Raw genomic sequence first — 26,321 nt, forward strand, 5'->3', positions numbered from 1 at the left:
CACATTAGCCTCCAATAGTAATCATACTTCTGTTATTGGAATGCAATTTAGGTTCTTTTAGCTTTTCAAGCGTATCCATGCCACCACGGACTTTAAGTTTTGCTTCAACAGCTTTCTGAATTACGGATTCAATCGATTTTCCAGAACGCAATACCGATAATAAATCACTTTCTTTGGAGGAAAACAAACAATTTTTTAATTGACCATTAGCTGTTAGGCGCAATCTATTGCACGAATCACAGAAGGGATTTGTAACCGTGCTAATAATGGCAAAAGATCCTTTATGGCCTTTTATTTTATAGTTTTTTGAAGTGTCATTTGGGGCGTCTTGCAGACGTTCGACATTATCATCTGTGAAGACTTCATTAACCTTATCCATTATTTCTTTGTAAGAAACCATTTTGCTAATATCCCATTTGTTACCATCAAAAGGCATAAACTCAATAAAACGAACTGAAATGGGCAGGTCTTTCGTGAAATTTATGAAGTCAATAATTTCATTATCATTGAAACCCTTCATTAAAACAGCATTTACTTTTACAGTAAAGCCTTCTTTAACCAATAGTAAAATATTATCATGGACTTTTTGAAATTCATCACGACGTGTAATCTGTTTAAATTTTTCACGGTCTAGAGAATCTAAACTCACATTAATTTTTTGAACTCCGTTTAATTTCAGTATCTGAATAAATTTATCAATAATTACAGCATTCGAGGTAATTGACAATTCTACAGGAAGCGTTGCTAACTTTTCTAAAATAATAGGAATATCCTTTCTTATTAAGGGTTCTCCTCCTGTTAATCTAATTTTAGTAACACCGTGTTTTACAAAAGTTTTTGCAATGTCATAAATTTCCTCATAACTCATTAAATGACTTTTTGGTGACAACTGAACACCTTCTTCTGGCATACAATAAGAACAGCGCAGATTACAACGTTCAATTAATGAAATGCGCAGGTAGGTATGTTGTCTACCGTGTGAATCTTGTAATATATTTTTATTGTCTTGCATTAATCGTGTCTTGCACCTTTTAAAATTCTAAAACTATGTAATACAGCAGGAAATATGGCATCCATAGATTCTTTTGCTCCGTTTGTAGAGCCTGGTAAAGCTAAGACTAGAGTATCTTTTATGGTCCCAGCTACACTTCGGGACAGCATTGAAAATGGTGTGCGTTCTTGACCATAATTTCTAATAGCTTCTTCAATGCCTGGGATTCTTCTATCAAGCAAGGGTAGTAATGCTTCTGGAGTTACATCACGACCAGAAAGTCCCGTGCCTCCCGTATAAATAATCATATCTACACCTTGTTCTTGGTAGGTTGTTACTTTTTCCTGAATAATATTAATTTCATCAGGTATTACGATATAATCTGCAATTTTTACTTGGTAAAATTCTAGTTTATTCATTATTGCCTTACCTGCTTTATCGTCTTTGTGACCTGCAGAAATAGTATCTGAACACACAATAACTGTTGCTGTTAGATCTTTCCTAAAGCGGTCTCTGAAGTCGGATTTCCCACCTTTTTTGTTTAAAAGTTTTATAGCCAGTATTTCAACACCTTTATCAATAGGCTTAAGCATATCATACATGTTCAATGCGACTACACTAGCGCCATGCATGGCTTCGACTTCAACACCAGTTTTATAAATGGTTTTTACTGTGAAAATGATGGTTATTTCTAATCCATTGATATCGTATTCTACACTTGTAAACTCAATAGGTAAAGGATGGCAATCTGGTAAAATATCTGGCGTACGTTTTACGCCCAATAGTCCTGCTGCCTTGCTCATAGCAAATACATTTCCCTTGGGAACCGTATCGTTTTGAATGGCAGTAATGGTTTCTAGCTTGCTAACTTTAACAATAGCTTGAGCTACTGCAATTCGTAATGTTGTGCTTTTTTCGGTGATATCTACCATATAAGTTCAATCATTATAAGTTCAATCATTTTTTAATTGTTTTGTTTCCATTGGTGTGTGCTGTCCTCAAAAATTTCCTTACCAAAAATGGGAACATCGGCTTTAATAGCTTCAACAATGAATTCTAAAGCTTCAAAAACCACTTTCCGTCGCGGTGAAGATACAAATACAAATAAACAGATTTCACCAACGTTTACTTTCCCTAAACTATGGTATATATGCATGCAAGTGAGTTCAAATTTTTCGAAAGCGGCTTCCCTGATTTCGTGAAATTTAGCATTAGACATTTCTTCATATGCAGTATACTCAATAGCAGAAACTGTTTTGTTGTCAATAACGTCAGCACGTACTTGACCTAAGAAAATATTGTGAGCACCAATACTTGTTTTAGTTTGATGTTTGTAAATAGAATTCCCAATGAATTCTGAGGATATAGCACCTTCTTTAAAAACGCTTTTAGGCTTTTTATCTTTCATTTAATGAAGTTTTTTGTATGTAATTATTGATTTCTACAGCACCTTCCGTTATACTAAAGCAATTAGTAATATTATAATCAAGTAAAAGTTTGAAAGCAATTTTACTTCTTATTCCAGATTGGCAAAACAGTGCTTTTATTTTTGAATCTTCGATTTTATCCAAGTTATTCTTAATGTCACTTAATGGTATATTGGTAACTTCCAAACGTTTTACTCTTGGTTTTTCATTTAGTTCCCTAACATCAATATATTGTATGTTTTCATCATCAATAAGGTCTTTGATAGAAATTTCTACGGGTTCTACGCCAAAATTAGACTTAGACGATTCATTTTCAAAATCCGCTACGTTATTTAAAACCGACTCAATATTGGCTTCATTTCTGTTTATTTTTAGAGTAACGGTTTTAGATGTTAATGCGTTATAGCATAACAGGATTCCTGAAAGAACATTTCCGATATTTAGAATAATCTTTAGGACTTCATTTGCTTGTATGCTGCCAATAATGCCTGGAAGGACACCTAAAACACCTATTTCTGAGCAGTTAGGATACGCACCTTTTTTTGGTGCTTTAGGAAATAAACACCGGTAACTAGGTCCGTTTTTATAATTGAAAACAGACACCTGACCTTCAAATTTATAAATACCACCAAAAACAAGAGGTTTATTTAAAATGACACAGGCGTCATTGACTAAATATCGTGTTTCAAAATTATCTGTACCATCAATAATGATGTCGTAAGTGCTAAACAAGTTCAGCGCATTCTTGTACGTTAATTTTTGAGGGTAGGCATTGATTGTGATTTCATCGTTTAAATCTTGCAGACGTTGTTTCGCAGCCATGGCTTTATTAACTCCTAACGAAGTTGTTCCATATAACACTTGACGCTGAAGATTAGAAATATCTACAGTATCAAAATCAATAATACCAATCGTTCCGACTCCTGCAGCTGCTAAATATTGTAGAACAGGGCAACCTAATCCACCAGCTCCAACAACTAAAACCTTAGCTTTAGCAAGCTTATTTTGACCTACTTGTCCAATTTCTGAAAGTACGATATGTCTACTGTATCTGCTCATATTATTTAACCACCTGCAAAAGGTGGCAATAGTGCGATTTCTTGTCCTGTTAATTCTGTTTTAAGTGCTACCAACTCTTGATTTTGAGCTACTTGAAAATCTTTAGTTTTTAGCAAAGTATATTTTGAATATAGCGATTCCATTAGTTCCGAAATCGTATGACCTGAAAACTCTAACACCTCTTTTTCCTTGTTGGTGATTTCAGCTATTTGGCCAAAATATCTAACTGTTATACGCATTTTCTATGGCTTTAAGGTCCTTTATTGTATTTACATTAGTTGTGCAGAGTTCCTGCTCTTTTTTTAATTCTATATTTTTATAATTACAGCTTTCAATAGCAACGCGAAGGCGTCTTTCGTTTGCGATTAAGAGTTTGTTGAAACAATCTTTTACTTGTCTTTTGTAAAATGCGATTAGGGGCATAGACTTACCCTTGCTTTCAACTTGAATAATTTCTGAAGTATCATCAATGGCATAAATTAGCATTTCTAATATCTCGGGAGTAATTAAAGGTATATCACAACTTAAAACCAAATTATTGTCATTGGATGAAGCTTCTAATCCTGAACATATACCAGCTACTGGGCCAGAATTTTTTGTAATGTCATTGATGCGCCTTAAGCTAAATACATCATAATTTGGATTGTCTGAAACAATAATTATTTCAGAGACAAAAGGTTTTAGAGCATCAATACTATATTGTATCATTGGTTTTCCATTTAGTAAGAGAAGGCCTTTGTCTTCTCCCACACGCGAACTTTTACCACCTGCTAAAATAATACCTGTTATGGTCGTTTTGTTTATCATTTATGTGAAAAATAATTTAAAAGAAGCAATAGTCAATACAAAAGCTAAAATGTACCGAAGTCTTCGGTTGTTTATTTTTCTACTTCCGTAGAAACCGCCTAAAACACCTCCAAATAGTGCAATAGCAACTAATAAAAAGGATTCTTTTTCAAGTGTTACACCCACACTGAGTTGGCCGATTAAACCTGAGGCTGAATTTACCCAAATAAATAGGGCAGAAACTGCAGCGGCTTCTTTCATCTTGCCCCAATGAAACAACAAAATAACAGGCGTTAATATTATGCCGCCACCAATACCTATAAGTCCTGAGAAAAATCCGATAATAGCACCAATAATAAATCCTTGCCATATTTTTACACGTTTTATAGTGTCACTTTCTTTTCCAAGAAGATTTAAAATTTTCAAAATGGCAAATACGAGCAAAATCGCTAGTGTTTTTTTGTAAAGTGATGCGTCAAGTTCAATTCTGCCTCCAAGCATTGAAAATGGGATAGAGGTAATGGCAAATACAAAAAATAGTTTTTTATTAAAGTAACCAGCTTTAAAGTAGTAGTAGAATGAAATTCCTGCTACGAATAAGTTAAGCAGTAGGGCAGTAGGTTTCATAGTTTCTGGAGCAAAGGAAAATAATGCCATTAGTGCTAAATAACCACTCGCACCACCATGACCAACACTAGAGTATAAGAATGATACTATAGGTAGTAAGCACAAAAAAATAAGTATGTTTTCGTTTTGTAACATACTATAACAGCTTAAATTTTTCAATTTGTTGGTCTAAAAACGCCCAACAATTTTTATTAATTTCATCAAAAGTAAAAATCAGAGATTTGCCATAATCGGTAAGTTCTGTACCGCCACCTCCTTTACCTCCTATATGATTAGTTGTAACAGGTCTTTTAGCAGATTTGTTTACGGCATCTAACAGTGACCAAGCTTTTTTGTAGGAAAGATTTAAGGATTTAGCCGCTTTTGATAGAGAACCTGTTTCGCCAATAGCCTTTAATAGCTTAACGCGACCCTCTCCTAAAAAAACACTTTTATCGGATTCTATCCAAATTCTACTTTTAATTTTGTAGCTCATAATCAATAGTTTAGGACGGCAATAAAATAACTTCTACCATATCATTGACAGAAATATTGGAAACGGTTTCTGGTAAAAAAACTAATGCATTTGAAAGCGCAAATGTTTGAAGCATTGATGAATTCTGACCTTCTAAAATTTGTACTTCATTATCCTTATATATTGCTTTCAAGAACTGAGGGCGGTCACCACTTTTTTTAAAGTTTGATTGCGACTTTGCGAATATCTTTGGTAATTCTAATGCATTCCGATTCATCATTTTCTGTAAGGCGATGTATACATAGCAATAGAAACAACTAAGCGTAGCTGCAGGATTTCCTGGTAATGCAAAAATGATGGTATCGTCTTTCTTTCCAAAGAATAATGGTTTTCCTGGCTTTTGTTTAACCTTATAAAAGATTACTTCTGTCTTAAGTTCTTCGAGCGATTTTCCAACAAAATCATAATCTCCAACTGAAATCCCTCCAGTTATGATAACTAAGTCGTTGAGGTTTATAACGCTTTGAAGTTTAGAAGTTGTATTCTCAAAATTATCATCAATGGTATGCAGAGTCACATCGTAAAAATCTAAATTACCTAAAGCGCTTTGAAGCATTACAGAATTACTTTCATATATCTTTCCGAAAGGCAATGGTTTACCTGCTTTTATCAACTCGTTGCCAGTGGTTACAATTGCAATAGAGGGCTGTTTATAAACTAAAACGTCTGTAATACCTAAGGATGTTAAATAGCCAATAGCTGCAGGTGTGAGTTTTGTCCCTTGTTTTAATGCAATCTCACCTTTTTTAACTTGTTCTCCTAGAGGTCTAATATTGTGTTCAGAAGGAATATTAGACTCAATGACAATTTTGTTACCGCTGACTTTAACTTTCTCTTGCATTACCACTGCATTTGCACTATCAGGAACAGGTGCTCCCGTGAATATTCTCACAGCCTCTCCTTCTTTCAAATACAATTTATGATTATCACCTGCCTTCATTTCTCCTTGAAGATAATATTCGAGCTTTTCATGCACGTTTAAAGCATAACCATCCATAGCAGATTGCCTAAATGGTGGCATATTAATAGGCGAGTGAATATCTTGAGACAATATAAAACCACTGGATTTCTCGACTTTTAAAACAGCTTCCTTCATTAAAGGTTTGCAAGTAGTTTTTATAGCTGATATGGCTTGGTGTATGGAAATCATTTACGTTGTATACTAACAAACATAACGAATTTTTCTATATTCATTAGGAGAGTCTAATAAGAAATTTTTTGAATGATCCTCTTCTGTTAGTCTTATATAAATAGTGGTATTATCTTTTAATAGATTCTTTTTATTCACTTCAATTGTTCTAGTATTAGGAAACAAACTTATCATTCATTCTAAAAAAATATTTGGAAGCGCTGTATTTGGCGTTAGGGCTTCCTCAATTACTTTTAAGGTCAATGCTGAAAAAACAATTTATTTTCTATCTTGTTGAAGCTATCTAATCAACACTTTATGAAACTTAGGTTTAAGTTACCCCACGTATTTATTTTTCTTTTTTTAATTATTGTTGCCTGTTCTGTATTGAGTTATCTTATTCCATCTGGTTCTTATGAACGTCAAAAGAAGGTGATTAATAAGGTAGAGCAGAGTATTGTTGTTTCCGGTAGTTATAAACAAATTCCAAAACACATTTCAATAAAAGGTGTTTTGTTAGAAGAGAAAGTAGATAGTCATGCATCTCCCACGTCCTTACTTAGCCTATTAACTTCAGTCCCCAAAGGACTTCAGCAGTCGGCCTCACTTATTTTTTTCATTTTTATGATTGGTGCGGTTTTCAATATCATCGTAGAGACTAAAACCATACATGCTTTTTTATCTGCACTAATAAGTCGATTTAAGCGAAAACCTATTGTTTTGTTTTTCCTTATTTATGTTTTAATTTCTACAGGTAGTGCTTTTATGGGTATATATATTGAATTAATCCCATTGATTCCCATTATAATTCTTCTGGCAAAACAAAACGGATATGATCATATGTTTGGCTTTGCTTTAGGCGTTTTGCCTGTATATGTCGGTTGGTCCACAGCAACAACCAATCCCTTTACGGTTCAAATTGCCCAGCAAATTGCAGAATTGCCCATTGGGAGTGGTATCGGATTACGCCTTATTGTTTTTTTAGCGGCTATTATCATTGGATTCGCCTATTTGCTTAACTATGGGAGAAAAGTAAAAAGTGGAAAACGAATATCATTAACACAATCAATAAATGGAGACGCAACAGAACAAATTGAACATGTTCCTTTAACTAAGATACATTTACGCATATTGGTTGTGCTCATTTTTGGTTATGCGGGAATACTATCTGCAGTTCAATTTATGGGTTGGGGACTTATAGAAATGAGTGCTGGTTTTTTAGCCATAGGGATTGCAACCATATTTATAAGCGGCTATTCAGGTGATAGAGCAATGGGGATTTTCGTAAAAGGGTTAGAATCTATGATTATCCCTGCACTGATAGTTGGTGTAGCAAGAGGCATTAGCATAGTGATGCAAGAAAGCCAAATAATGGATACCATTTTACATTCTTTTGCATCAACCTTAGGTGCATTACCCACCTCTCTGGCGGCGATTGGGATGCTTATTTTTCAAACATTTTTAAATTTCTTTATCCCTTCTGCTTCTGGACAGGCTTTGGTGTCTATGCCCTTAATGACACCACTTTCGGATTTGATAGGCGTTTCAAGGCAAACGGCAGTTTTAGCTTATGTTTTTGGAGATGGATTTTCAAACTTAATAATACCTACCAATGGCATTCTATTGGCTATGCTCGGTGTTGGAAATGTGCCTTTTAATAAATGGATAAAATTTGCTTTTCCTATATTTCTCATTTTAATGGTTTTAGCTATAATAACCATGATTATATCTATTTGGATAGGGTACAGCTGATTTAGAAATGTTGAATATTTTTTGAAATAATTCGTATAATATATGCTTAAAAAGGTTTTTGGAAGTGCTGTCTTTGGCGTTGAGGCAACAACGATAACCGTTGAGGTCAATGTTGACAAAGGAATCGGGTATCATCTAGTAGGGCTTCCAGATAATGCGATAAAAGAGAGTAATTATAGAATCGCTGCGGCTCTTCAAAATAATGGTTATAGAATTCCAGGAAAGAAGATTACCATTAATATGGCACCAGCTGATTTACGCAAAGAAGGATCGGCTTACGACTTAACATTAGCCGTTGGCATTCTGGCTGCTTCAGACCAAATAAAAGCAGATAACCTTGAGGATTACTTAATTATGGGCGAATTGTCCTTAGATGGTAGTTTGCAACCCATTAAAGGGGCTTTGCCAATTGCAGTTAAGGCTAGGGAAGAGGGTTTCAAGGGATTTATACTACCTAATCAAAATGCTAAAGAGGCAGCCATAGTGAATGACTTAAAAGTCTATGGTGTTGACAATATCACTGAGGTGATAAATCACTTTGATAAAGGTGAATTGATTGAAGAGGTTGTTGTTAACACAAGAGAAGAGTTTTATAAGAATCTAGATTTTCCAGAATTTGATTTTGCCGATGTCAAGGGACAGGAAAGCATAAAGCGTTGTATGGAAATTGCGGCAGCAGGAGGTCATAATATTATCCTTATTGGACCACCAGGTTCTGGTAAAACAATGTTGGCCAAACGTTTACCAAGTATTTTGCCACCAATGACTTTGCATGAAGCTCTAGAAACAACTAAAATTCATTCTGTTGTTGGTGGATTAAGCGCAAACACTGGGCTTATGTCGCAACGACCATTTCGGAGTCCACATCATACCATAAGTGATGTCGCCTTAGTTGGAGGTGGAGCCTATCCGCAACCGGGAGAAATATCCTTGTCCCATAACGGCGTTTTATTTCTGGATGAATTGCCTGAGTTTAAACGAAGCGTATTAGAAGTGATGCGGCAACCTTTAGAAGATAGGGAAGTCACTATATCAAGAGCTAAGTTCACCGTTACATATCCCTCATCATTTATGCTAGTAGCAAGTATGAATCCAAGTCCAGGAGGCTATTTTAACGATCCTGATGCTCCTGTGACGTCTAGCCCAGCTGAAATGCAACGTTACTTGAGCAAGATTTCTGGTCCGCTTTTAGATCGGATAGATATTCATATAGAAGTGACTCCAGTACCGTTTGAGAAACTATCAGATGACAGAAAAGGTGAATCGTCCGTGCAGATAAGAGAACGTGTTACCAAGGCTAGAGATATTCAAACCAAACGCTTTAAAGAACTGGAGAATATTCATTACAATGCACAAATGAATACCAAGCAAATAAGAACCTATTGTAAGTTAGATGATGCATCCTTACAATTACTTAAATCTGCCATGGAGCGTTTAAATCTCTCTGCGAGAGCTTATGATAGAATTCTTAAAGTTGCCAGAACTATTGCGGATCTAGAAAATTCTGAAAATGTTGCAGGAACTTATATAAGCGAGGCTATACAATACCGTAGTTTGGACAGAGAAGGCTGGTTGGGGTAAAATGAATTACCTAATACAATAAATATTAATATATCTAAAATGGTAAACTTCTTTATAATATTTTATTTGTCCATTACCCTCGCCATTGGATTTTGGGCTTCCAAAAAAATAAAATCCGCGGGTGATTTCGCACTTGCTGGTAAAAGTTTGTCTACCCTTTTAGTCGCAGTTACGCTGTTTGCTACATGGTTTGGGAGCACTCAAATTATGGGAAATCCTGGATATTTTATTACTGACGGTTTCTCATCTTATATAACACTTGTAGTATCAGGAGGTTTCTGTTTAATTATTGTTGGTCAATTCTATGCTAGAAAGTTGTATCGAATGAATATCGTTACCATAAACGATTTCTTTAGGGTACGTTATAACAAAACCCTCGAAACAGTTTCTTCACTCTTAATGGTATTGTCTTATCCGCATTGGATAGCGGCTCAATATGTTGCTTTAGCGTACTTGTTTAATACGGTTATGGATATTCCCTTTCAATATGGGATTATATTAGGTGCTTCTATTGTAGTTTTCTATACCTATATTGGTGGTATGTGGGCTGTAGCTTACACGGATATGGTGCAGAGTGTCATGATTCTCTTGGGTTTATTTATATTGTTATTTCAGGTTCTTGATGAAACTGGTGGAATTGCTGCAATTTTTGAGAAACAACCCAGTAAATTTTACCATTTAACGCCAGATGGTGGTTTGGATGAGTGGTCTGATTATATCGCACTGCTATTGGCATTTACAGCGGGTGCAATTCCTGTTCAGGAAATTTATCAAAGAGTATTTTCTGCGAAGGATGAAAAAACGGCCCGACATGGTCTTTTCTTAGGTGCTTTTTTAATGGTTTTAATACCTAGTATTCCCTTAATTATTGGATTGGGAGGTGTACAATTATATCCGGAACTTCTAGAGAATGGCAATAGTCAAGATATTATCCCAACACTAGTTAAAACTATGACTACTATACCAGTTCAGATACTATTTTATGGTGCTATGATTTCAGCAATACTAAGCACATCAAGTGGCGCCATGTTGGCACCTGCCACAGTCATTGCAGAGAATTTGATTAAACCAAATGTGAAGACGCTTTCCGATAAAAAATTACTACTATTTACAAGATTAAGTGTTGTTTTGGTAGCGATTGTTTCTTGTTATTTTGCTTTTGACAATTCTGATATCGTTGGTTTAGTAGAAGCATCTTTAAGTTTAATTTTAGTGTGTCTATTTGCACCATTTACTTTAGGTTTATTCTGGAGCAAAGCATCGGTAAAAGGGGCGTGGGCAGCTATAATTTTTGGAGGTTTAACGTGGTTTTGTTGTTTTATTTTTGAAACCAGAATTGACGCCACAATTTACGGAACCATAGTAAGTTGTTTTTCTATGGTCATTGGAAGCATTATATATCCCGATAAAAAACAAAACACCGATGTTTTATAGTTAGATGTAAGAGCTGGTTGTGTTAATTGTCTTTTGGCGTCAGGAATAAATATACTTATAATCTTTTTACAACAAATTATCGTTTAGCTTTTTTTAAATTGGCTATTTGATATGTCTTTGTATTATTTACAAAAGTTACATCATAGCACAATTAAATTGTATTTTTACTAGACTTGTAAACTTCCATTATGACCAAATATCATCTAAGTATTATTTTGCTCTTAACTATATTAAGTTGTAATACGGTAGAAGAAAAAAAGGATACATCTCTCGCAACTACTTCCATTGAAATTGCTGACACACCAACTTTAAACCTAGAACAAGCCAATACCTTGGCAGAATTGCCTTTAGCATGCGTATCTGTTGAATATCCCAACAAACTAGGTCAGACCCTTGGTGGTTCTGAGGACTTAAAGTCGCCAAATGAATTACATCCAACATTTTATGGTTGCTTTGATTGGCACTCAGCTGTACATGGACATTGGAGTATGGTGAGTTTGTTACGGCAATTTCCGGATTTGGAAAAAAAGGATGAAATAAAATCATGGCTTCAAACAAGCATTACCAATGAAAATGTAGGGCAAGAGGTAGCCTATTTTCATGGAATACACAACAAATCCTACGAACGTACTTATGGTTGGGCTTGGCTTCTTAAACTGGTTGAAGAACTTCATATTTGGGAAGATCCTTTAGCAAGAGAGCTCGAATCTAATTTAGAACCTCTAACGGATTTAATTGTTTCGCGTTATATAGAGTTTCTTCCTAAACTTAACTATCCGATTAGAGTGGGTGAGCACCCAAATACCGCATTTGGATTAAGTTTTGCTTATGATTATGCTATTTCACTAAAGCATGATGAATTAAAGACAGTGATAGAATCGAGAGCTAGGGATTTTTATAGTGATGATAAGAACTGTCCTTTAACATGGGAACCAAGTGGTTTCGATTTTTTATCACCTTGTTTGGAAGAAGCGGCCCTTATGAAACGCGTGTTGACTCAAGACGAATTTAAAGCTTGGATTAATGATTTCTTACCACAATTGATGGACAAATCATTCAATATTGATACGGGAAAGGTGTCAGACCGAAACGATGGCAAGCTTGTGCATTTAGATGGCGTCAACTTTTCTCGGGCTTGGAGTTTAAACTATATAGCCAAAGGCCTACCAGAGTTTCAGCATTTAAAAAACATCGCCAATGCGCATATCAATTATTCCTTGCCAAGTATTGTTGGTGACAGTTATGAAGGTGGGCATTGGTTGGGAAGCTTTGCTATTTATGCATTGAATTCTATCGAATAATGATAAAAAAATTCTTTAAAAACATTGGTCCAGGACCCTTGGTTGCAGCGGCATTTATTGGTCCAGGAACAGTAACGGTTTGCACCTTAGCAGGTGCGAATTTTGGTTTTGCACTATTGTGGGCCATGGTTTTATCCATTATTGCAACGGTAGTACTTCAGGAAATGGCGGCAAGATTGGGTATTATCTCGCAAAAAGGATTGTCGCAGGTAATAAGAGAGGAAATTAAAAATCCATTTTTTGAACGAATGGCCATTTTATTGATTCTTTCGGCAATTGTAATTGGTAATGCTGCTTACGAAGCGGGAAACATTAGTGGAGGTATGTTAGGCTTGCAAACCATATTAGGTGAGCATATAGTTACATTTGGAGGACTAAGCATCAATTTCATTGCTGTTGTAATAGGGATTTGCGCCTTTATACTGCTCTATATTGGTAGTTATAAGGTCTTGGAAAGAGTCCTTATTACATTGGTTATTCTAATGAGTTTGGCTTTTTTGGCAACAGCGATAATTACCAAGCCAGACCTAATTGAAGTAGCTAAGGGTGTTTTCACGCCTAGAACACCTAGTGGAAGCATTCTAACTATAATTGCCCTAATTGGTACTACAGTAGTACCCTATAATTTATTTCTCCATACCTCTTTGGTTAAATCCAAATGGAAATCAAAATCAGATCTCACTTATGCTCGAAAAGACACCTTTATAGCAATTGTATTAGGTGGTATTGTGTCTATGTGTATTATAATTTCTGCAAGTGCGATTCAAGATCAAAGTATAACAAATGCGATCGATTTGGCTAAAGGCTTAGAACCACTATTTGGAAGCTTTGCAAAATATTTTTTATCCATTGGGCTTTTTGCTGCGGGTATTACCAGTGCCATCACAGCACCACTTGCTGCTGCTTTTGTAACAAGTGGATGTTTAGGTTGGGAAAGTAATTTAAAATCGCTGAAGTTCAGATTAGTATGGATTTTTATTCTGATTCTAGGAGTTTTGTTCTCATCCATAGGGTTTAAATCCATAGAAGTTATAAAGTTTGCTCAAGTAGCGAATGGTTTGTTGTTGCCAGTCATTGCAATTTTTTTAATTTGGATTATGAACAAATCCAGTGTTTTAGATAGCTATGTGAATTCCAAATTACAAAATGGTTTGGGTATTATAGTTGTTCTAATTGCTACCTTTCTAGGAATTAAGGGGATTTTATCGGTTTTCAATTTAATCTAATGTGAAGTGAGTGCTTTCAAAATAGATATTAATGCAGATTTAGGCGAGGGGATTGGCAATGATGAATTATTAATGCCATTACTATCCTCTTGCAATATAGCCTGTGGAGGACATGCTGGGAATGAAATCAGTATGCGCATGGTGCTAGGATTAGCAAAGAAGCACAAAGTTAATATAGGAGCACACCCTTCTTTCCCAGATCCTGAAAATTTTGGCAGAAAAGTCATGGAGATGGAAGCAGAAGCTTTGATTAACTCACTTACAGATCAAATTTTAGCCTTGAAGGATATTGCGGACGAATTGGATTTACAAATAAACCACATTAAACCACATGGCGCACTGTATAATCTCATTGCTGTTGATAAAAACGCAGCCATAACCGTAATCCAAGCTATTGAAAAACTCGATTTTAAGACCAAACTTTATGCACCTTATAATTCGGTTATCGCTCGATTAGCCACAGAAAACAATATTGAAGTAGTTTTTGAAGCTTTTGCCGATAGAAATTATAATGATGATTTGACTCTAGTTTCTCGGAAAAAAGACAATGCTATAATTCATAAAGAAGAGGAAGTTTTGAGTCATATTTTGGAGATGGTTAAGAAGCAAAAAGTCACCTCAGTAAATGGTCGTAAATTAGACATAAAAGCATCTACTTTTTGTGTTCATGGCGATACAAAAAATGCAGTCGAAATCCTAAAATATTTGAATGAAGAATTACCCAAAAGGCGAGTTGAAATAGAGTAATTAGAATATGGCATTTAATCTTAAATATTCTCAGTATAATAATGCTTCAATTTTGGTGGAATGGCCACAGAAAATTGATGAATTAATATTGGATGACATCATTATATTTAAAAGTAAGATTGAAAATTACTATTCTAAACAAAAAGTTGAAGTAATCAATGCATATACCTCAATATTAATAATATATAGTTTTACTATAGATAAATTCAATGATGAATTATCTGTATTAAAAAACCTATATTCCAAAAAAAATTCACAATCTGAAGTCAATAAACAACTATGGGAAATTCCTGTTTGTTATGATCCTTATTTTGGCGAAGATTTAGTTCAATTTTCACGAACAAAAGAGTTATCAATTTCAGAAATTATTGAGCTTCATACCAACAAAATTTATACGGTTTACTTCATTGGATTTCTACCTGGTTTTTTATACTTAGGAGGACTCGATCCGAAACTTAAATTAGCTCGAAAAAGAACACCATCTTTAACTGTTAAAAAGGGTGCAGTTGGTATTGGCGGAAATCAAACCGGAATTTACCCTCAAGATAGTCCAGGTGGCTGGCACATTATTGGTAATTCTCCAGTTGAAATATTTAATCCAAATGAAAGTCTACCTTGTATTATATCTCCCGGAGATAAAGTACGATTTGTTCCAGTTAGTAAGTCAGAGCATTCTGAAATACTAAAATTGATTGAAGTTGATCAATATAACCTAAAATCAAAGCCAATTTATGCTTAAGGTCCTTAAATCTGGTCTTTACACTTCAATTCAGGATACTGGTCGATTCGGTTATAGATCTTTAGGTGTACCTGTTTCTGGTGCAATGGATGCTTATTCAAGTACTTATGCCAATACAATTTTAGGCAATTCAATTGATGATGCCGTTTTAGAGATTACCATGTCTGGTCCTCAATTGCAATTTTTAAAACCTACACAAATCGCAATTGCTGGTGCAGATCTGCAACCTAGATTAAATGGAAGAGCGGTACAGAACAATAGAGCTATTATGGTTACGGAAGAAGATGTTTTGACATTTTCTGGCCTAAATTCAGGTTTACGTACCTATTTGGCTGTTAAAGGAGGATTTATTACTAAAACAGTTTTAGAAAGTAAAAGTATGTATAGGGCTATCACGGATTCAGAACGTATCCAAGCTGGTGAAATCATAGAGTACACAGAATTCGCTAAAGCATCACAAACGACAAATGCACATATTAAATATGATTCAACAATACTTTCTTCAAAGGTATTAGAAGTCTCTAAAGGTCCAGAATTCGAGAGATTAAATGAAGTACAAGTAAAGAGATTGGAAAAACAACGTTTTGAGGTTTCCAAATTCAATAATCGTATGGCTTACCAGTTATTACCAATACTGCCTAACGATTTAAACCCAATCATTACGACACCTATTTTACCAGGAACGGTGCAACTAACACCATCAGGTCATCTCATTGTATTAATGCGTGATTGTCAGACTACAGGTGGTTATCCTAGAATCTTACAATTAACGGAAAGATCAATAAATATACTATGTCAGAAGCGTCAAGGGGAGGAGATTATCCTAAGAATTAAGGATTAATTGTGTAAGAAAAATTTGATGCTTTATTTTTTTCTGTTGAATTATTTCGATAATTTGGTAATAACTATTAATTAAAATTCTCATTATGAAAAAAATTGGACCTCTTGTTCTAGGAGTTATCATTGGTGCATTAGCAATGTACTTTTATTGCAATCAGACTCAATCTGAAATGGCTAAAGCTCAAGACATCGTAAAACCTAAAGGGGTTATTACGCCTAAAGAAGCAAAAACGTTAGATCAGGCTTATAATTTAAAGCATAGTATAATAAACGATTCATTATTTAAAAAGTCTGCTGATGGTGGTGACAATCGTTCGTCTTGGTGGTCTATAGAAGATATTAAAGATTACATCAAATATGCTGATAAACAGGCTGGTGAACTGGGATATACCATGGATGGCCTAAGAGTTTATTTAGGGTCTTATCCCGCAACCCCAGGAGAAATGGCAGGCTTAACAACCATGTTCATTGTACCAACTGGTAAAAAGAACACCTCACAAGGTGCTGTATTTGCACTACAACCAATGAGTGGTGATATACCAGGTGGTGATCCTTTGAATATTGGACAAAGCGGTCAACCACCAGGAGCAAACTACCCGCAATAATAATTTAAAGTGCCTACTCAGTTAGTAATTATTCACATAATTGAATTAATCGCTGCAATTGCAGGGTCGATTTATTATCTAAAAACAAAGGATAAGATATTAAAGCCATTTGTTTGGTATCTATGGTTCGTAGTTTTTGTTGAGACTGTAGGCATGTATGGTTATATCATGCAATGGAATTTTGATAATGAACTTTTCATCAAATTAAAAAATAGTGCATTTTGTGAAAACAGATGGCTGTATAATACTTTTGCTTTTGTATCTCTATTATTTTACTGGTTTTTTTATAACAGCATTATTTCAGATAAGAAATCAAAAGGGTTATTGGACGTTTTAGGTATCCTGTATGTGGTTTTTACTTTAGGATTTTTTATTGTAACTGATGGGTTTTTTGTGAAACAGATTCCCTATGATGCATTTTTAGAAACACTTTTCATATTTGTTGCAGTAATATTATATTATAGGCAATTGTTGATTGGCGAGAATGTTTTGTACTTTTATAGAGAACCATTATTCTATGTGAGTACCAGCCTCTTATTATGGCATTTAATTATTACGCCATTGGTAATTTTTGATGGTTATTTTAACTTAATCAATAAACGGTTTATTGGCTTCAGAATGAATTACCTATTATTTACAAATATTATACTGTATTCATGCTATACATTTGGTTTCTTATATACTTTACAATTCAGAAAACAATTTCGAATGAAGAAATAGCATTAGTTTCCTATGCAATCTTCATAATTTTTACTATTTCCGTAGTATTTATAATCTTTTTCGTGACCTTTCAGCGTCGTAAAAACCAACTTTTGATGGATAAGATTAATCAGCAAAAGGCCTTTGACGAAGAATTGGCTAAAACTCAACAAGAAATCCAGGAAGAAACCTTAAAACATGTTGGTAGAGAGTTGCATGACAATGTTGGGCAACTACTGGCCTTTGCGACCATGCAGTTAAATGCTGTAGAAAAGGTTTCAGATCAAACTATTCTGCCTAAAGTATCAAATGCTCAAGAGGCTTTGGCATCATCGTTAACAGAGGTTAGAGCACTATCGAAGTCTTTAAATAATGATGTAATCCTTAATTCTGGTTTTGACACTGCTGTAAGTAATGAGATTAATAGGCTTAACAATTCAGGTTTAATTGAAGCATCTATAAAAATAACAGGTAAGAAGGTGGATTTTGAAAACAACCAGGATGAAATAATGCTGTTTAGGATCTTACAAGAGTTCTTTTCAAATACACTAAAATATGCCAGTGCGGAAAGGCTTGACGTTGAAATTAACTATTTAGATAACGTTCTTGTGATTAGCGCTGTTGATGATGGTGATGGATTTGAATTAAACAATGGACATAATGGGTCAGGGCTGATTAATATGAAGAAGCGTGCAGAATTGATTAACGCTGAACTTGAATTAACTTCAGAGCTTGATAATTTCACAAGACTAATGTTAAAATACCCTTATAGAATTAATTAGAATCAGAGGCATTCCAAAGATTATCATCTGGTGTTGGAGCAACAATATTTATATGCTCCTTTTTTACTGGATGGATAAATTGCAATCTTCTTGCATGTAAGCTGATACTAGCATCTTTGTTGCTTCTGTCATAACCATATTTTAAATCACCTTTTATCGGACAACCAATTGTTCCTAATTGCGTTCTTATTTGGTGATGTCGTCCTGTTTCAAGATCTATTTCAAGCAAGAAAAAATTATCCAATGTCTTGATCACTTTGTAATGTAGAATCGCCTTTTTACTATCCCTAACTTCTTTCTTAAAGGCCGTTGACTTATTGTTTTTAGGATTTTTTCGTAACCAATGAATAAGAGTTCCCTCTGATTTTGGTGGTTTATTTTTTACAAGGGCCCAATAGGTTTTTTTAGCCTTTTTCTCGGCAAATAGCTTGTTGAGTCTTGGAAGAGCTTTACTGGTCCTGGCAAATAGAACAATACCTGTAGTTGGTCTATCTAAGCGGTGTACAACACCAAGATAAACATTACCAGGTTTGTTGTATTTTTCCTTTAAGTATTCTTTTACAACTTCAGAAAGCGGTTTATCACCAGTTCTGTCACCTTGTACTATGTCTCCCGGTCTTTTGTTTACAACAACGACGTGATTGTCTTCATATAAAACCTGAAGATTATCTTTATTAGAAAGTACCTTTGTATTCAACTATCTCTAATACTGTTCCTTTTCGTTAGGGAAGTCTTGAGATTTAACATCAGAGACGTATTGCCCAATGGCGCTCGTCATCTCCTCATATAAATTCATATATCGTCTTAGGAACCTTGGGTTGAACTCATGCGTCATACCTAACATGTCGTGTAATACTAAGACCTGACCATCAACACCATCACCAGCTCCAATACCAATAACTGGAATGGAAATGCTCTCTGCTACTGCTCTAGCAAGTTTTGCTGGAATTTTTTCTAGAACTATAGCGAAACAGCCTGCTTTTTCGAGCATTAATGCATCTTCCTTGAGTTTTTGTGCTTCTTGTTCTTCCTTGGCCCTTACCGTATAAGTTCCAAACTTATAAATAGATTGTGGTGTAAGCCCAAGGTGTCCCATTACAGGAATGCCAGCATTTAAAATTCGTTTGATAGATTCTTTAATCTCTTTACCACCTTCGAGTTTAACAGCGTGTCCACCACTTTCCTTCATAATACGAATAGCAGATCTCAAAGCTTCCTTTGGGTCACTTTGGTAGGTTCCAAAAGGTAAATCTACCACCACTAGTGCTCTGTCAATAGCTCTTATGACTGAAGAGGCATGGTAGATCATTTGGTCTAGAGTAATTGGTAAAGTTGTCTCGTGACCAGCCATAACATTACTTGCAGAATCACCCACTAAAATCACATCAACTCCGGCGCCATCAACTATCTTCGCCATTGTGTAATCATATGCAGTTAGCATTGATATTTTTTCACCCTTAGATTTCATGTCTACCAAGGTCTTAACTGTAACTCGTTTATATTCTTTTTTAGCTATGGACATAATGTTTAAATTAGCAGTTGTAAAAATAAGGGTTTTGATAAACTTATTGGTAATAGTAAGTTAATTAACCTTATTTCCTTCTAACAAAAAAATCATTAAAAATGAAAAAGCTAATCCTGGTCATTACTATTTGTTTTGGCATGAGCATAAATGCACAAGACGTTGAAATAGAAAATGTAAAATCTACAATCGATACATTTTTTGATGCCTTTCATAAACAAGATACAACTGCAATGAGAGCAATGGCCAAAGGTGATATTTTGATGCAATCCGTTTCCGTAAATAAGGAAGGTAAGACCGTCCTTAACGAGAATAGTTATAACGATTTTCTTAGAAATATTGCTAGCATCCCTGAGGACAGGTCTTTTGAAGAAAAAATTCTTGATTATTCTATACAAATAGACGGTAAAATGGCAAATGCTTGGACGCCTTATGAGTTTTGGTATATGGAAAAATTAAGTCACTGCGGCGTAAATTCATTTCAGCTTATTAAGGAGGAAGACAACTGGAAAATTATTTACCTAGTAGACACAAGACGCAGAGAGGGATGTAGTGAATAAAAAACAGTTTTGAATTATTTCAATTCAAAACTGTTAATAGAAAATATGTCTTCGTGTTAGCGTCTTGAAAACTCGGTAATACCAAATGCTTCCTGTACAGCTTCTAAATTAGATATGTCTATCCTACCAACATTATCTGCTGGTACGACAACCACTCTAAAAACCTGAGCGTCAGTGTAGGAAGGATCTAACAGTGAAAAGTCCGTTGTTCCGTCAAGAAAAAAGCGAACATCAGTTTGTGTAAAATCATAATTATAAACCAGAACGCCATCATTAAAATATTCTGTCTGCGGTAAAAGGCGCCATACATCTTGACCATTGTCAACTTCCCATGAAATGTAAACTAAAGTTACATCGGTAGGTAATACGTTAAACCCATAAGGCTCAATGAACTCATAATTATTTGCTGGCGTAAAATCCAAAACAATTTCAAAAGCAGATGATGCTATTACTTCACCATCCAAACCATTTAATCCGTCCCTTCCATCAAATCCTGGAGGACCTTGTGGCCCTTCACAAGCCAAAAATAATAATGTAAATACTGTAAAAAAGGATACTAATTTTCTCATAATAACTAATGTTTTTAAGTTGTATAACAAAGCCTGTACCAAAGTAAAGCATTATTGATTTTATTTTTTAAACTTTGGTATGACATCATGTCATATTTTTTGACATGGCATAATCCTTGACTTATTGAAAGCGAGTTTAAAATATAAAATCAACAAAACACAAATAAATATTATGAGTAAGATTATTGGAATAGATTTAGGAACAACCAACTCTTGCGTTTCAGTAATGGAGGGTAATGAGCCTGTGGTAATACCTAATGCAGAGGGTAAACGCACCACACCTTCAGTAATCGCTTTCGTTGAAGGTGGTGAAATTAAAGTTGGTGATCCGGCAAAAAGACAAGCTGTTACCAATCCCCAAAAAACGGTTTATTCGATAAAACGTTTTATGGGTAATAAATATTCGGAATCTAAAAACGAAGCAGAACGCGTACCATATAAAGTAGTAAAAGGAGATAACGATACACCTCGAGTAGATATTGATGGTCGTTTATACACACCACAAGAATTATCTGCAATGATTCTTCAGAAAATGAAGAAAACAGCCGAGGATTATTTAGGTGCAGATGTTACAAGAGCGGTAATTACAGTACCAGCTTATTTTAACGATGCACAACGTCAAGCTACAAAAGAAGCAGGTGAAATTGCTGGTTTAAAAGTAGAACGAATTATCAATGAGCCTACTGCAGCTGCACTAGCCTATGGTTTGGATAAGAAAGGTCAGGATCAAAAAATAGTTGTATTTGACTTTGGTGGTGGCACACATGATGTATCTATCCTTGAATTAGGAGACGGTGTATTTGAAGTACTATCCACAGATGGTGACACACATTTAGGTGGTGATGATGTAGACGAAAGAATTATCGATTGGTTGGCTGAAGAGTTTATTAAAGACGAAGACATGGATTTGCGTAAAGATCCTATGGCGTTACAACGTCTTAAAGAAGCTGCCGAAAAGGCGAAGATAGAATTATCATCTTCATCTCAAACTGAGATTAATTTACCATACGTCACTGCAACTGCGAGCGGACCTAAGCATTTGGTACGTACATTATCTCGTAGCAAATTTGAACAATTAATTGACGATTTAGTAAAACGTACTATAGAGCCATGTGCTTCTGCTCTAAAAGCGGCAGGTTTATCTAAGAGTGATATTGACGAAATTATTTTAGTTGGTGGTTCTACACGTATCCCAGCAGTACAGGCTGCAGTGGAAAAATTCTTTGGAAAAACGCCAAGTAAAGGTGTAAATCCAGATGAGGTTGTTTCTTTAGGAGCAGGTATCCAAGGTGGTGTATTAACGGGTGATGTAAAAGACGTTCTCTTATTAGATGTTACACCATTGTCACTAGGAATCGAAACTATGGGTAATGTAATGACTAAGTTGATTGAGGCAAACACTACAATTCCGACTAAAAAATCCCAAGTGTTCTCAACGGCAGCAGACAACCAGCCTTCAGTAGAAATTCATGTACTGCAAGGTGAGCGTCCAATGGCTGCAGATAACAAAACAATTGGTCGTTTCCATTTAGATGGAATTCCGCCAGCAAAAAGAGGTGTACCTCAAATTGAAGTTACTTTTGATATTGATGCCAACGGTATTATTAAAGTATCGGCAACAGATAAGGCAACAGGAAAATCTCAAGATATAAGAATTGAAGCTTCTTCTGGTTTAACTGAGGAAGAAATAGCAAAAATGAAGGCTGAAGCAGAAGCTAATGCTGAAGCAGACGCAAAGGCTAAGGAAACTGCCGAAAAATTAAATCAGGCAGATGCTATGATTTTCCAAACAGAAAGCCAGTTATCTGAATTTGGAGATAAGCTGTCAGATGATAAGAAAAAGCCAATTGAAGATGCTTTAGAAGAGCTGAAGAAAGCTTATGAGACAAAGGATATCGCTGTTATAGAACCGGCTTTAGAGAAAATCAATGAAGCCTGGAAAGTAGCTAGTGAGGAAATGTATAAGGCACAAGCTGAAGCGCAACAAGGTGGTGCTCAACCAGGTCCTGATGCAAGTCAAAGTGACGCAGGTGAGACTAACGATGTTGAAGATGTAGACTTTGAAGAAGTGAAGTAAAACTTCATAATTAAAAATTTTAAAAAACCCAGCTAAAGTGCTGGGTTTTTTTGTTGTAAAGGGACCTTTCTGTTTATCTTAGAAAATTATATGACGATAGAAAGACGGTACATATCTGAAGCACCAAAAAATCTGGCGGTTAAACTAAATGCGAAAGGCGAACAATCTGTAGTCAAGGGGCATCCTTGGGTTTTTTCAAACAGTATCGTAAAAATATCAGACAATCCAAAAACAGGTGATTTAGCTATAATTTTTAGTAAGAACAAGAATAAAGTTATAGGGATAGGACTTTATGATGCAGATTCTCCAATTCGTATTAAACTTATACATAGCTCAAATATTAAAGCAGAAATCAATGCAGAATTCTTTGATGATAAGATTAAAAGTGCTTTTAAGCAAAGAAATAGACTACTTCAAACACCAACCAATAGCTACCGTCTGCTATTTGGTGAAAATGATGGATTCCCTGGTTTAATTGTAGATGTTTACAATAAGGTCATTGTTGTTAAACTTTATTCTAGGATATGGTTACCTTATTTAAACAATATTTTTAGGAGTCTTTTAGAAACTTCAAAAGCGAAAACTATTGTTTTAAGATTAAGCAGAAGTCTTCAGGATAATGATAATTTAAAGCTCGTGGATGGCGAAGTGATTTACGGCGATCTAGAAAATGAAGTTGTATATTTCATAGAGCATGGTGTAAATTTTTCGGCAAATGTTATAAAAGGTCATAAAACGGGATACTTTTTAGATCACCGAGAAAATAGAAGGAGGGTAGGCAAGTTAAGCAAAGGGAAAGTGGTATTAGATGTATTCTCCTATGCTGGTGGTTTTTCTGTACATGCACTCGCAAATGAGGCTAGGGAAGTAACAAGTGTAGATATTAGTAAACAAGCTCTGAATCTCGCTAGAGAAAATGCCAGGCTCAATGACTTTACAGGAGTTCACAAGACCATTTCGGGCGATGCATTTAAAGTGTTAGAGAATTTGCTAGAACAAGGAAAAAGTTATGACCTTGTTGTTATTGACCCTCCGAGTTTTGCGAAGCAAAAGTCTGAAATAGAACTAGCTAAGAAAAAGTATCTGCAACTAGCGCTACTAGGTGAGAGGCTTACGGATAAGAATGGTATATTAGTTTTGGCTTCGTGTTCATCAAGAATTACGGCCCAAGCGTTTTTCGATATTAACCATCAAGCTTTAAAGTCTATTAATCGAAAGTTTAAACGTATTGATAAAACCTTACATGATATAGACCATCCAGTTACATTCCCTGAGGGTGCTTATTTAAAATGTGGCTACTACAAATTCGACACATAAAAAAGGCCCACTATTTTAACTGGGCCTTTGAAGTTTTACATACTACATAAAATCACCTTTTTCAGTTATCTTAACTTTCATTTTTTTGTTGCCATTTTCAAGTCTTACCTTGTAAAATTTATCAGTGATTTCGTTCATGTAGTGAAAATTAACTCTGTAAACATCACCTACAGCGATCCAATTTGGGAATCGCTCAGCAATTGCTTCTCTAACAGCAATTGGTAGTTTAATGTCTTTATACTTTTCAATAGTTCTAATGAGCTTTCCATTTTTATCGTAAGCCGCCAATATTTTACCATCTGGAATGTAGAAAGAAATATTATATGTGGCATACTCATCGTTGTAAAACTCTGAACTCTTAAGATCAAACATTGCAACTTTTTCTTGCAACATTTTTACTGAAATCGGCGTGTCATCAGAATCGACAGAACTCAAATATTTGTAGTTCACGGCCGTAATTTCAATTTCAGGTAATTCAATAACCTGTGCAAATACTTGACCACTAAATGCTAGTAGAAGTAAATAAATAGATAGCTTTTTCATGTTTGTGCTTTTTATGGTTAATAGCCTAAATATAAGATGGTTAATTAAATCTCAAAATGATGTAGGTCAGTATTTGATAAATATTCAAAAGTTAGTAATTATTATGCATGCATAATAAAATTTTCTATATTTGACAAAGCTATTTTTTTATGAAAACCAAGCTCACCGAATTACTTAACATAAAATATCCAATCATTCAGGCTCCAATGTTTTTAGTGTCTAATGTTGCAATGGTTTCAGAAGCGATGAGCTCGGGAATCGCAGGTTGTATTCCGGCATTAAATTATAGAACACTTGATGAATTGCGAAATGCCATAAGATCATTAAAAGATAATAAGGTAGAAGGAGGGTCCTATGGTTTTAATTTAATTGTGAACAAGTCCAATGTAAAGTATAAAGGACAACTGGAAGTACTATGTGAAGAAGGGTGTGATTTTATTATTACTTCACTTGGAAGTCCTGAAGAAACAATTAGACAAGCTCATAAAGCAGGTATAAAAGTCTTTTGTGATGTTACAGACTTGAAGTTTGCAAGAAAAGTTGAGGATTTGGGAGCCGATGCACTTATTGCCGTGAATAATGAAGCTGGAGGGCATAGAGGCAATTTATCACCAGAAGAATTAATAAGGCAATTAAAAGATAATTGTAGTATACCCGTTATTTCTGCAGGGGGAGTAGGCTGCAAAGCAGATATTGACGAAATGATAAGTTATGGAGCAGAAGGTGTATCTGTTGGAAGTCCTTTCATTGCATCTGTAGAAGCCAATGTAACAGAAGAATATAAACAAGCCTGTGTTAATTATGGCGCTAATGATATTGTTGTGACAGAACGTATATCTGGTACGCCTTGTACGGTAATTAACACACCTTATGTTCAAAAAATAGGAACAAAGGCCACCTGGATAGAGAATTTATTTAATAAAAACAGAAAGCTTAAAAAATGGGTTAAGATGATTCGCTTTTCAATAGGAATGAAGGCAACAGAAAAAGCCGCCAAGAAGGCTACCTACAAAACAGTTTGGGTTGCAGGTCCAAGTATAGAGCACACTAATGCTATTCTACCCACTAAGAAAATAATTGAGCGCTTAATCACCAATTGATTTTGCAAGAGCTCGTTTTTTCTTTTTTCTTTTACCTGTAAAAATATTAATCGTATAGCTTGCCACTAGGCCACCAGAAAAAGTTGCTACAGCCTCACCAGTGTCAAACCTTCCATCTATAATATAACCATCATATACTTCTTTGGCCAAACCAACAAAACCAGCTGTTGCCAAGCTAAACCAAAATGCTTTTTTCTTATTTTGAGTTTTGTTATATACGATTGTATAAGTAGCTCCTGAAATAACTGCACCAACTCCAAAATGGGCCATATCATCCGATGAAATAAATTGCGCATGTATTGTATTAATAAAAGCAAGAGAAATAATTGAGACAAAGATTTTCATTGATTGAATGTTAGGTTTTCAATGTATAAGAAATATGATTGTTTCAAGA

The 26,321-nt window shown here is 35.1% G+C and carries 29 protein-coding genes; 15 read left to right on the plus strand and 14 right to left on the minus strand.

Annotation, left to right across the window (positions count from 1 at the left end; translation table 11 throughout):
- Positions 1–4: 4 nt before the first annotated feature.
- Genes moaA through LBU54_RS11315 form a run of 9 tightly spaced genes read right to left on the minus strand, consistent with a single transcriptional unit; the run spans position 5 to position 6,554 of the window.
- Positions 5–1,012, minus strand: coding sequence for a GTP 3',8-cyclase MoaA (gene moaA, locus LBU54_RS11275; protein WP_224529489.1), 1,008 nt, complete (start codon positions 1,010–1,012; stop codon positions 5–7).
- On the minus strand, positions 1,012–1,923 hold the full coding sequence (gene moaCB, locus LBU54_RS11280; RefSeq protein ID WP_224529495.1) for a bifunctional molybdenum cofactor biosynthesis protein MoaC/MoaB: 912 nt from the start codon (positions 1,921–1,923) through the stop codon (positions 1,012–1,014). The genes moaA and moaCB overlap by 1 nt, the downstream gene beginning before the upstream one ends.
- A 32-nt stretch (positions 1,924–1,955) precedes the next feature.
- A complete protein-coding gene (locus tag LBU54_RS11285; RefSeq protein WP_224529498.1) occupies positions 1,956–2,399 on the minus strand; it encodes a molybdenum cofactor biosynthesis protein MoaE in 444 nt (147 codons plus the stop codon).
- Positions 2,389–3,477 carry a HesA/MoeB/ThiF family protein gene (gene moeB, locus LBU54_RS11290; protein ID WP_224529502.1) on the minus strand — a complete coding sequence of 363 codons (1,089 nt, stop codon included), beginning with the start codon at positions 3,475–3,477 and terminating at the stop codon, positions 2,389–2,391. Before moeB ends, LBU54_RS11285 begins: the two co-directional genes overlap by 11 nt.
- A 5-nt stretch (positions 3,478–3,482) precedes the next feature.
- Positions 3,483–3,716, minus strand: a complete 234-nt coding sequence (locus tag LBU54_RS11295) for a MoaD/ThiS family protein (RefSeq protein WP_224529505.1) — start codon at positions 3,714–3,716, stop codon at positions 3,483–3,485.
- Complete coding sequence (gene mobA, locus LBU54_RS11300; RefSeq protein ID WP_224529507.1) at positions 3,700–4,284, minus strand: molybdenum cofactor guanylyltransferase; 585 nt, start codon at positions 4,282–4,284, stop codon at positions 3,700–3,702. The genes LBU54_RS11295 and mobA overlap by 17 nt, the downstream gene beginning before the upstream one ends.
- Positions 4,285–5,025: a sulfite exporter TauE/SafE family protein gene (locus tag LBU54_RS11305; RefSeq protein WP_224529510.1), complete on the minus strand. Its 741-nt coding sequence runs from the start codon at positions 5,023–5,025 to the stop codon at positions 4,285–4,287.
- A gap of 1 nt (position 5,026) precedes the next feature.
- Entirely contained in the window at positions 5,027–5,365 is a 339-nt protein-coding gene (locus LBU54_RS11310; protein WP_224529513.1) for a winged helix-turn-helix domain-containing protein, read from the minus strand.
- Between the two features lie 10 nt (positions 5,366–5,375).
- Entirely contained in the window at positions 5,376–6,554 is a 1,179-nt protein-coding gene (locus LBU54_RS11315; protein ID WP_224529516.1) for a molybdopterin molybdotransferase MoeA, read from the minus strand.
- Between the two features lie 297 nt (positions 6,555–6,851).
- Here LBU54_RS11315 and LBU54_RS11320 point away from each other — a divergent pair, with 297 nt between their 5' ends.
- From LBU54_RS11320 to LBU54_RS11370, 11 genes are all read left to right on the plus strand, one after another.
- The gene (locus tag LBU54_RS11320; RefSeq protein WP_224529521.1) at positions 6,852–8,285 is read left to right on the plus strand and encodes a YfcC family protein; all 1,434 of its coding nucleotides are present in this window, start codon (positions 6,852–6,854) and stop codon (positions 8,283–8,285) included.
- A 42-nt stretch (positions 8,286–8,327) separates the two neighbouring features.
- Entirely contained in the window at positions 8,328–9,866 is a 1,539-nt protein-coding gene (locus LBU54_RS11325) for a YifB family Mg chelatase-like AAA ATPase (RefSeq protein ID WP_224529524.1), read from the plus strand.
- Positions 9,867–9,905: 39 nt separating this feature from the next.
- Positions 9,906–11,300 carry a sodium:solute symporter family protein gene (locus LBU54_RS11330; protein ID WP_224529531.1) on the plus strand — a complete coding sequence of 465 codons (1,395 nt, stop codon included), beginning with the start codon at positions 9,906–9,908 and terminating at the stop codon, positions 11,298–11,300.
- Positions 11,301–11,488: 188 nt separating this feature from the next.
- Positions 11,489–12,601 (plus strand): DUF2891 domain-containing protein, encoded by a 1,113-nt coding sequence (locus tag LBU54_RS11335; RefSeq protein WP_224529545.1) that lies wholly within the window; start codon positions 11,489–11,491, stop codon positions 12,599–12,601.
- Positions 12,601–13,827, plus strand: a complete 1,227-nt coding sequence (locus LBU54_RS11340) for an Nramp family divalent metal transporter (RefSeq protein WP_224529560.1) — start codon at positions 12,601–12,603, stop codon at positions 13,825–13,827. Before LBU54_RS11335 ends, LBU54_RS11340 begins: the two co-directional genes overlap by 1 nt.
- A gap of 6 nt (positions 13,828–13,833) precedes the next feature.
- Complete coding sequence (pxpA, locus tag LBU54_RS11345) at positions 13,834–14,574, plus strand: 5-oxoprolinase subunit PxpA (RefSeq protein ID WP_224529563.1); 741 nt, start codon at positions 13,834–13,836, stop codon at positions 14,572–14,574.
- A 7-nt stretch (positions 14,575–14,581) separates the two neighbouring features.
- Positions 14,582–15,313: a 5-oxoprolinase subunit PxpB gene (gene pxpB / locus LBU54_RS11350; RefSeq protein WP_224529566.1), complete on the plus strand. Its 732-nt coding sequence runs from the start codon at positions 14,582–14,584 to the stop codon at positions 15,311–15,313.
- On the plus strand, positions 15,306–16,154 hold the full coding sequence (locus LBU54_RS11355) for a 5-oxoprolinase subunit C family protein (protein WP_224529569.1): 849 nt from the start codon (positions 15,306–15,308) through the stop codon (positions 16,152–16,154). Before pxpB ends, LBU54_RS11355 begins: the two co-directional genes overlap by 8 nt.
- An 85-nt stretch (positions 16,155–16,239) precedes the next feature.
- Positions 16,240–16,758, plus strand: coding sequence for a hypothetical protein (locus LBU54_RS11360; RefSeq protein WP_224529571.1), 519 nt, complete (start codon positions 16,240–16,242; stop codon positions 16,756–16,758).
- A gap of 9 nt (positions 16,759–16,767) precedes the next feature.
- Positions 16,768–17,478: a hypothetical protein gene (locus LBU54_RS11365; protein WP_224529591.1), complete on the plus strand. Its 711-nt coding sequence runs from the start codon at positions 16,768–16,770 to the stop codon at positions 17,476–17,478.
- Between the two features lie 95 nt (positions 17,479–17,573).
- Positions 17,574–18,239, plus strand: coding sequence for a sensor histidine kinase (locus LBU54_RS11370; protein WP_224529593.1), 666 nt, complete (start codon positions 17,574–17,576; stop codon positions 18,237–18,239).
- Here the strand turns inward: LBU54_RS11370 and LBU54_RS11375 are convergent.
- Together LBU54_RS11375 and panB are read right to left on the minus strand one after the other, a co-directional pair.
- The gene (locus LBU54_RS11375) at positions 18,232–18,936 is read right to left on the minus strand and encodes an RluA family pseudouridine synthase (protein ID WP_224529596.1); all 705 of its coding nucleotides are present in this window, start codon (positions 18,934–18,936) and stop codon (positions 18,232–18,234) included. The two genes, LBU54_RS11370 and LBU54_RS11375, sit on opposite strands and share 8 nt — an antisense overlap.
- Before the next feature lie 6 nt (positions 18,937–18,942).
- Complete coding sequence (gene panB, locus LBU54_RS11380) at positions 18,943–19,761, minus strand: 3-methyl-2-oxobutanoate hydroxymethyltransferase (protein ID WP_224529598.1); 819 nt, start codon at positions 19,759–19,761, stop codon at positions 18,943–18,945.
- 101 nt (positions 19,762–19,862) lie between these two features.
- Here panB and LBU54_RS11385 point away from each other — a divergent pair, with 101 nt between their 5' ends.
- On the plus strand, positions 19,863–20,321 hold the full coding sequence (locus LBU54_RS11385) for a nuclear transport factor 2 family protein (RefSeq protein WP_224529600.1): 459 nt from the start codon (positions 19,863–19,865) through the stop codon (positions 20,319–20,321).
- A gap of 56 nt (positions 20,322–20,377) precedes the next feature.
- Here LBU54_RS11385 and LBU54_RS11390 read toward each other — a convergent pair whose 3' ends face one another.
- Positions 20,378–20,890 carry a hypothetical protein gene (locus tag LBU54_RS11390; protein ID WP_224529603.1) on the minus strand — a complete coding sequence of 171 codons (513 nt, stop codon included), beginning with the start codon at positions 20,888–20,890 and terminating at the stop codon, positions 20,378–20,380.
- A gap of 172 nt (positions 20,891–21,062) precedes the next feature.
- Here LBU54_RS11390 and dnaK point away from each other — a divergent pair, with 172 nt between their 5' ends.
- Both dnaK and LBU54_RS11400 read left to right on the plus strand, forming a co-directional pair.
- Complete coding sequence (gene dnaK / locus LBU54_RS11395; protein WP_224529605.1) at positions 21,063–22,967, plus strand: molecular chaperone DnaK; 1,905 nt, start codon at positions 21,063–21,065, stop codon at positions 22,965–22,967.
- Positions 22,968–23,057: 90 nt separating this feature from the next.
- A complete protein-coding gene (locus tag LBU54_RS11400) occupies positions 23,058–24,284 on the plus strand; it encodes a class I SAM-dependent rRNA methyltransferase (protein WP_224529607.1) in 1,227 nt (408 codons plus the stop codon).
- A 42-nt stretch (positions 24,285–24,326) separates the two neighbouring features.
- Here LBU54_RS11400 and LBU54_RS11405 read toward each other — a convergent pair whose 3' ends face one another.
- A complete protein-coding gene (locus tag LBU54_RS11405; protein WP_224529616.1) occupies positions 24,327–24,827 on the minus strand; it encodes a nicotinate-nucleotide adenylyltransferase in 501 nt (166 codons plus the stop codon).
- A 149-nt stretch (positions 24,828–24,976) separates the two neighbouring features.
- Here LBU54_RS11405 and LBU54_RS11410 point away from each other — a divergent pair, with 149 nt between their 5' ends.
- Complete coding sequence (locus LBU54_RS11410) at positions 24,977–25,927, plus strand: NAD(P)H-dependent flavin oxidoreductase (protein WP_224529619.1); 951 nt, start codon at positions 24,977–24,979, stop codon at positions 25,925–25,927.
- On the opposite strand, the gene LBU54_RS11415 is transcribed toward LBU54_RS11410, so the two are convergent.
- Positions 25,913–26,272: a hypothetical protein gene (locus tag LBU54_RS11415; RefSeq protein ID WP_224529622.1), complete on the minus strand. Its 360-nt coding sequence runs from the start codon at positions 26,270–26,272 to the stop codon at positions 25,913–25,915. The genes LBU54_RS11410 and LBU54_RS11415 overlap by 15 nt on opposite strands.
- Positions 26,273–26,321: the final 49 nt, after the last annotated feature.

The sequence above is a fragment of the Winogradskyella alexanderae genome (assembly GCF_020166335.1).
GTDB lineage: Bacteria > Bacteroidota > Bacteroidia > Flavobacteriales > Flavobacteriaceae > Winogradskyella > Winogradskyella alexanderae.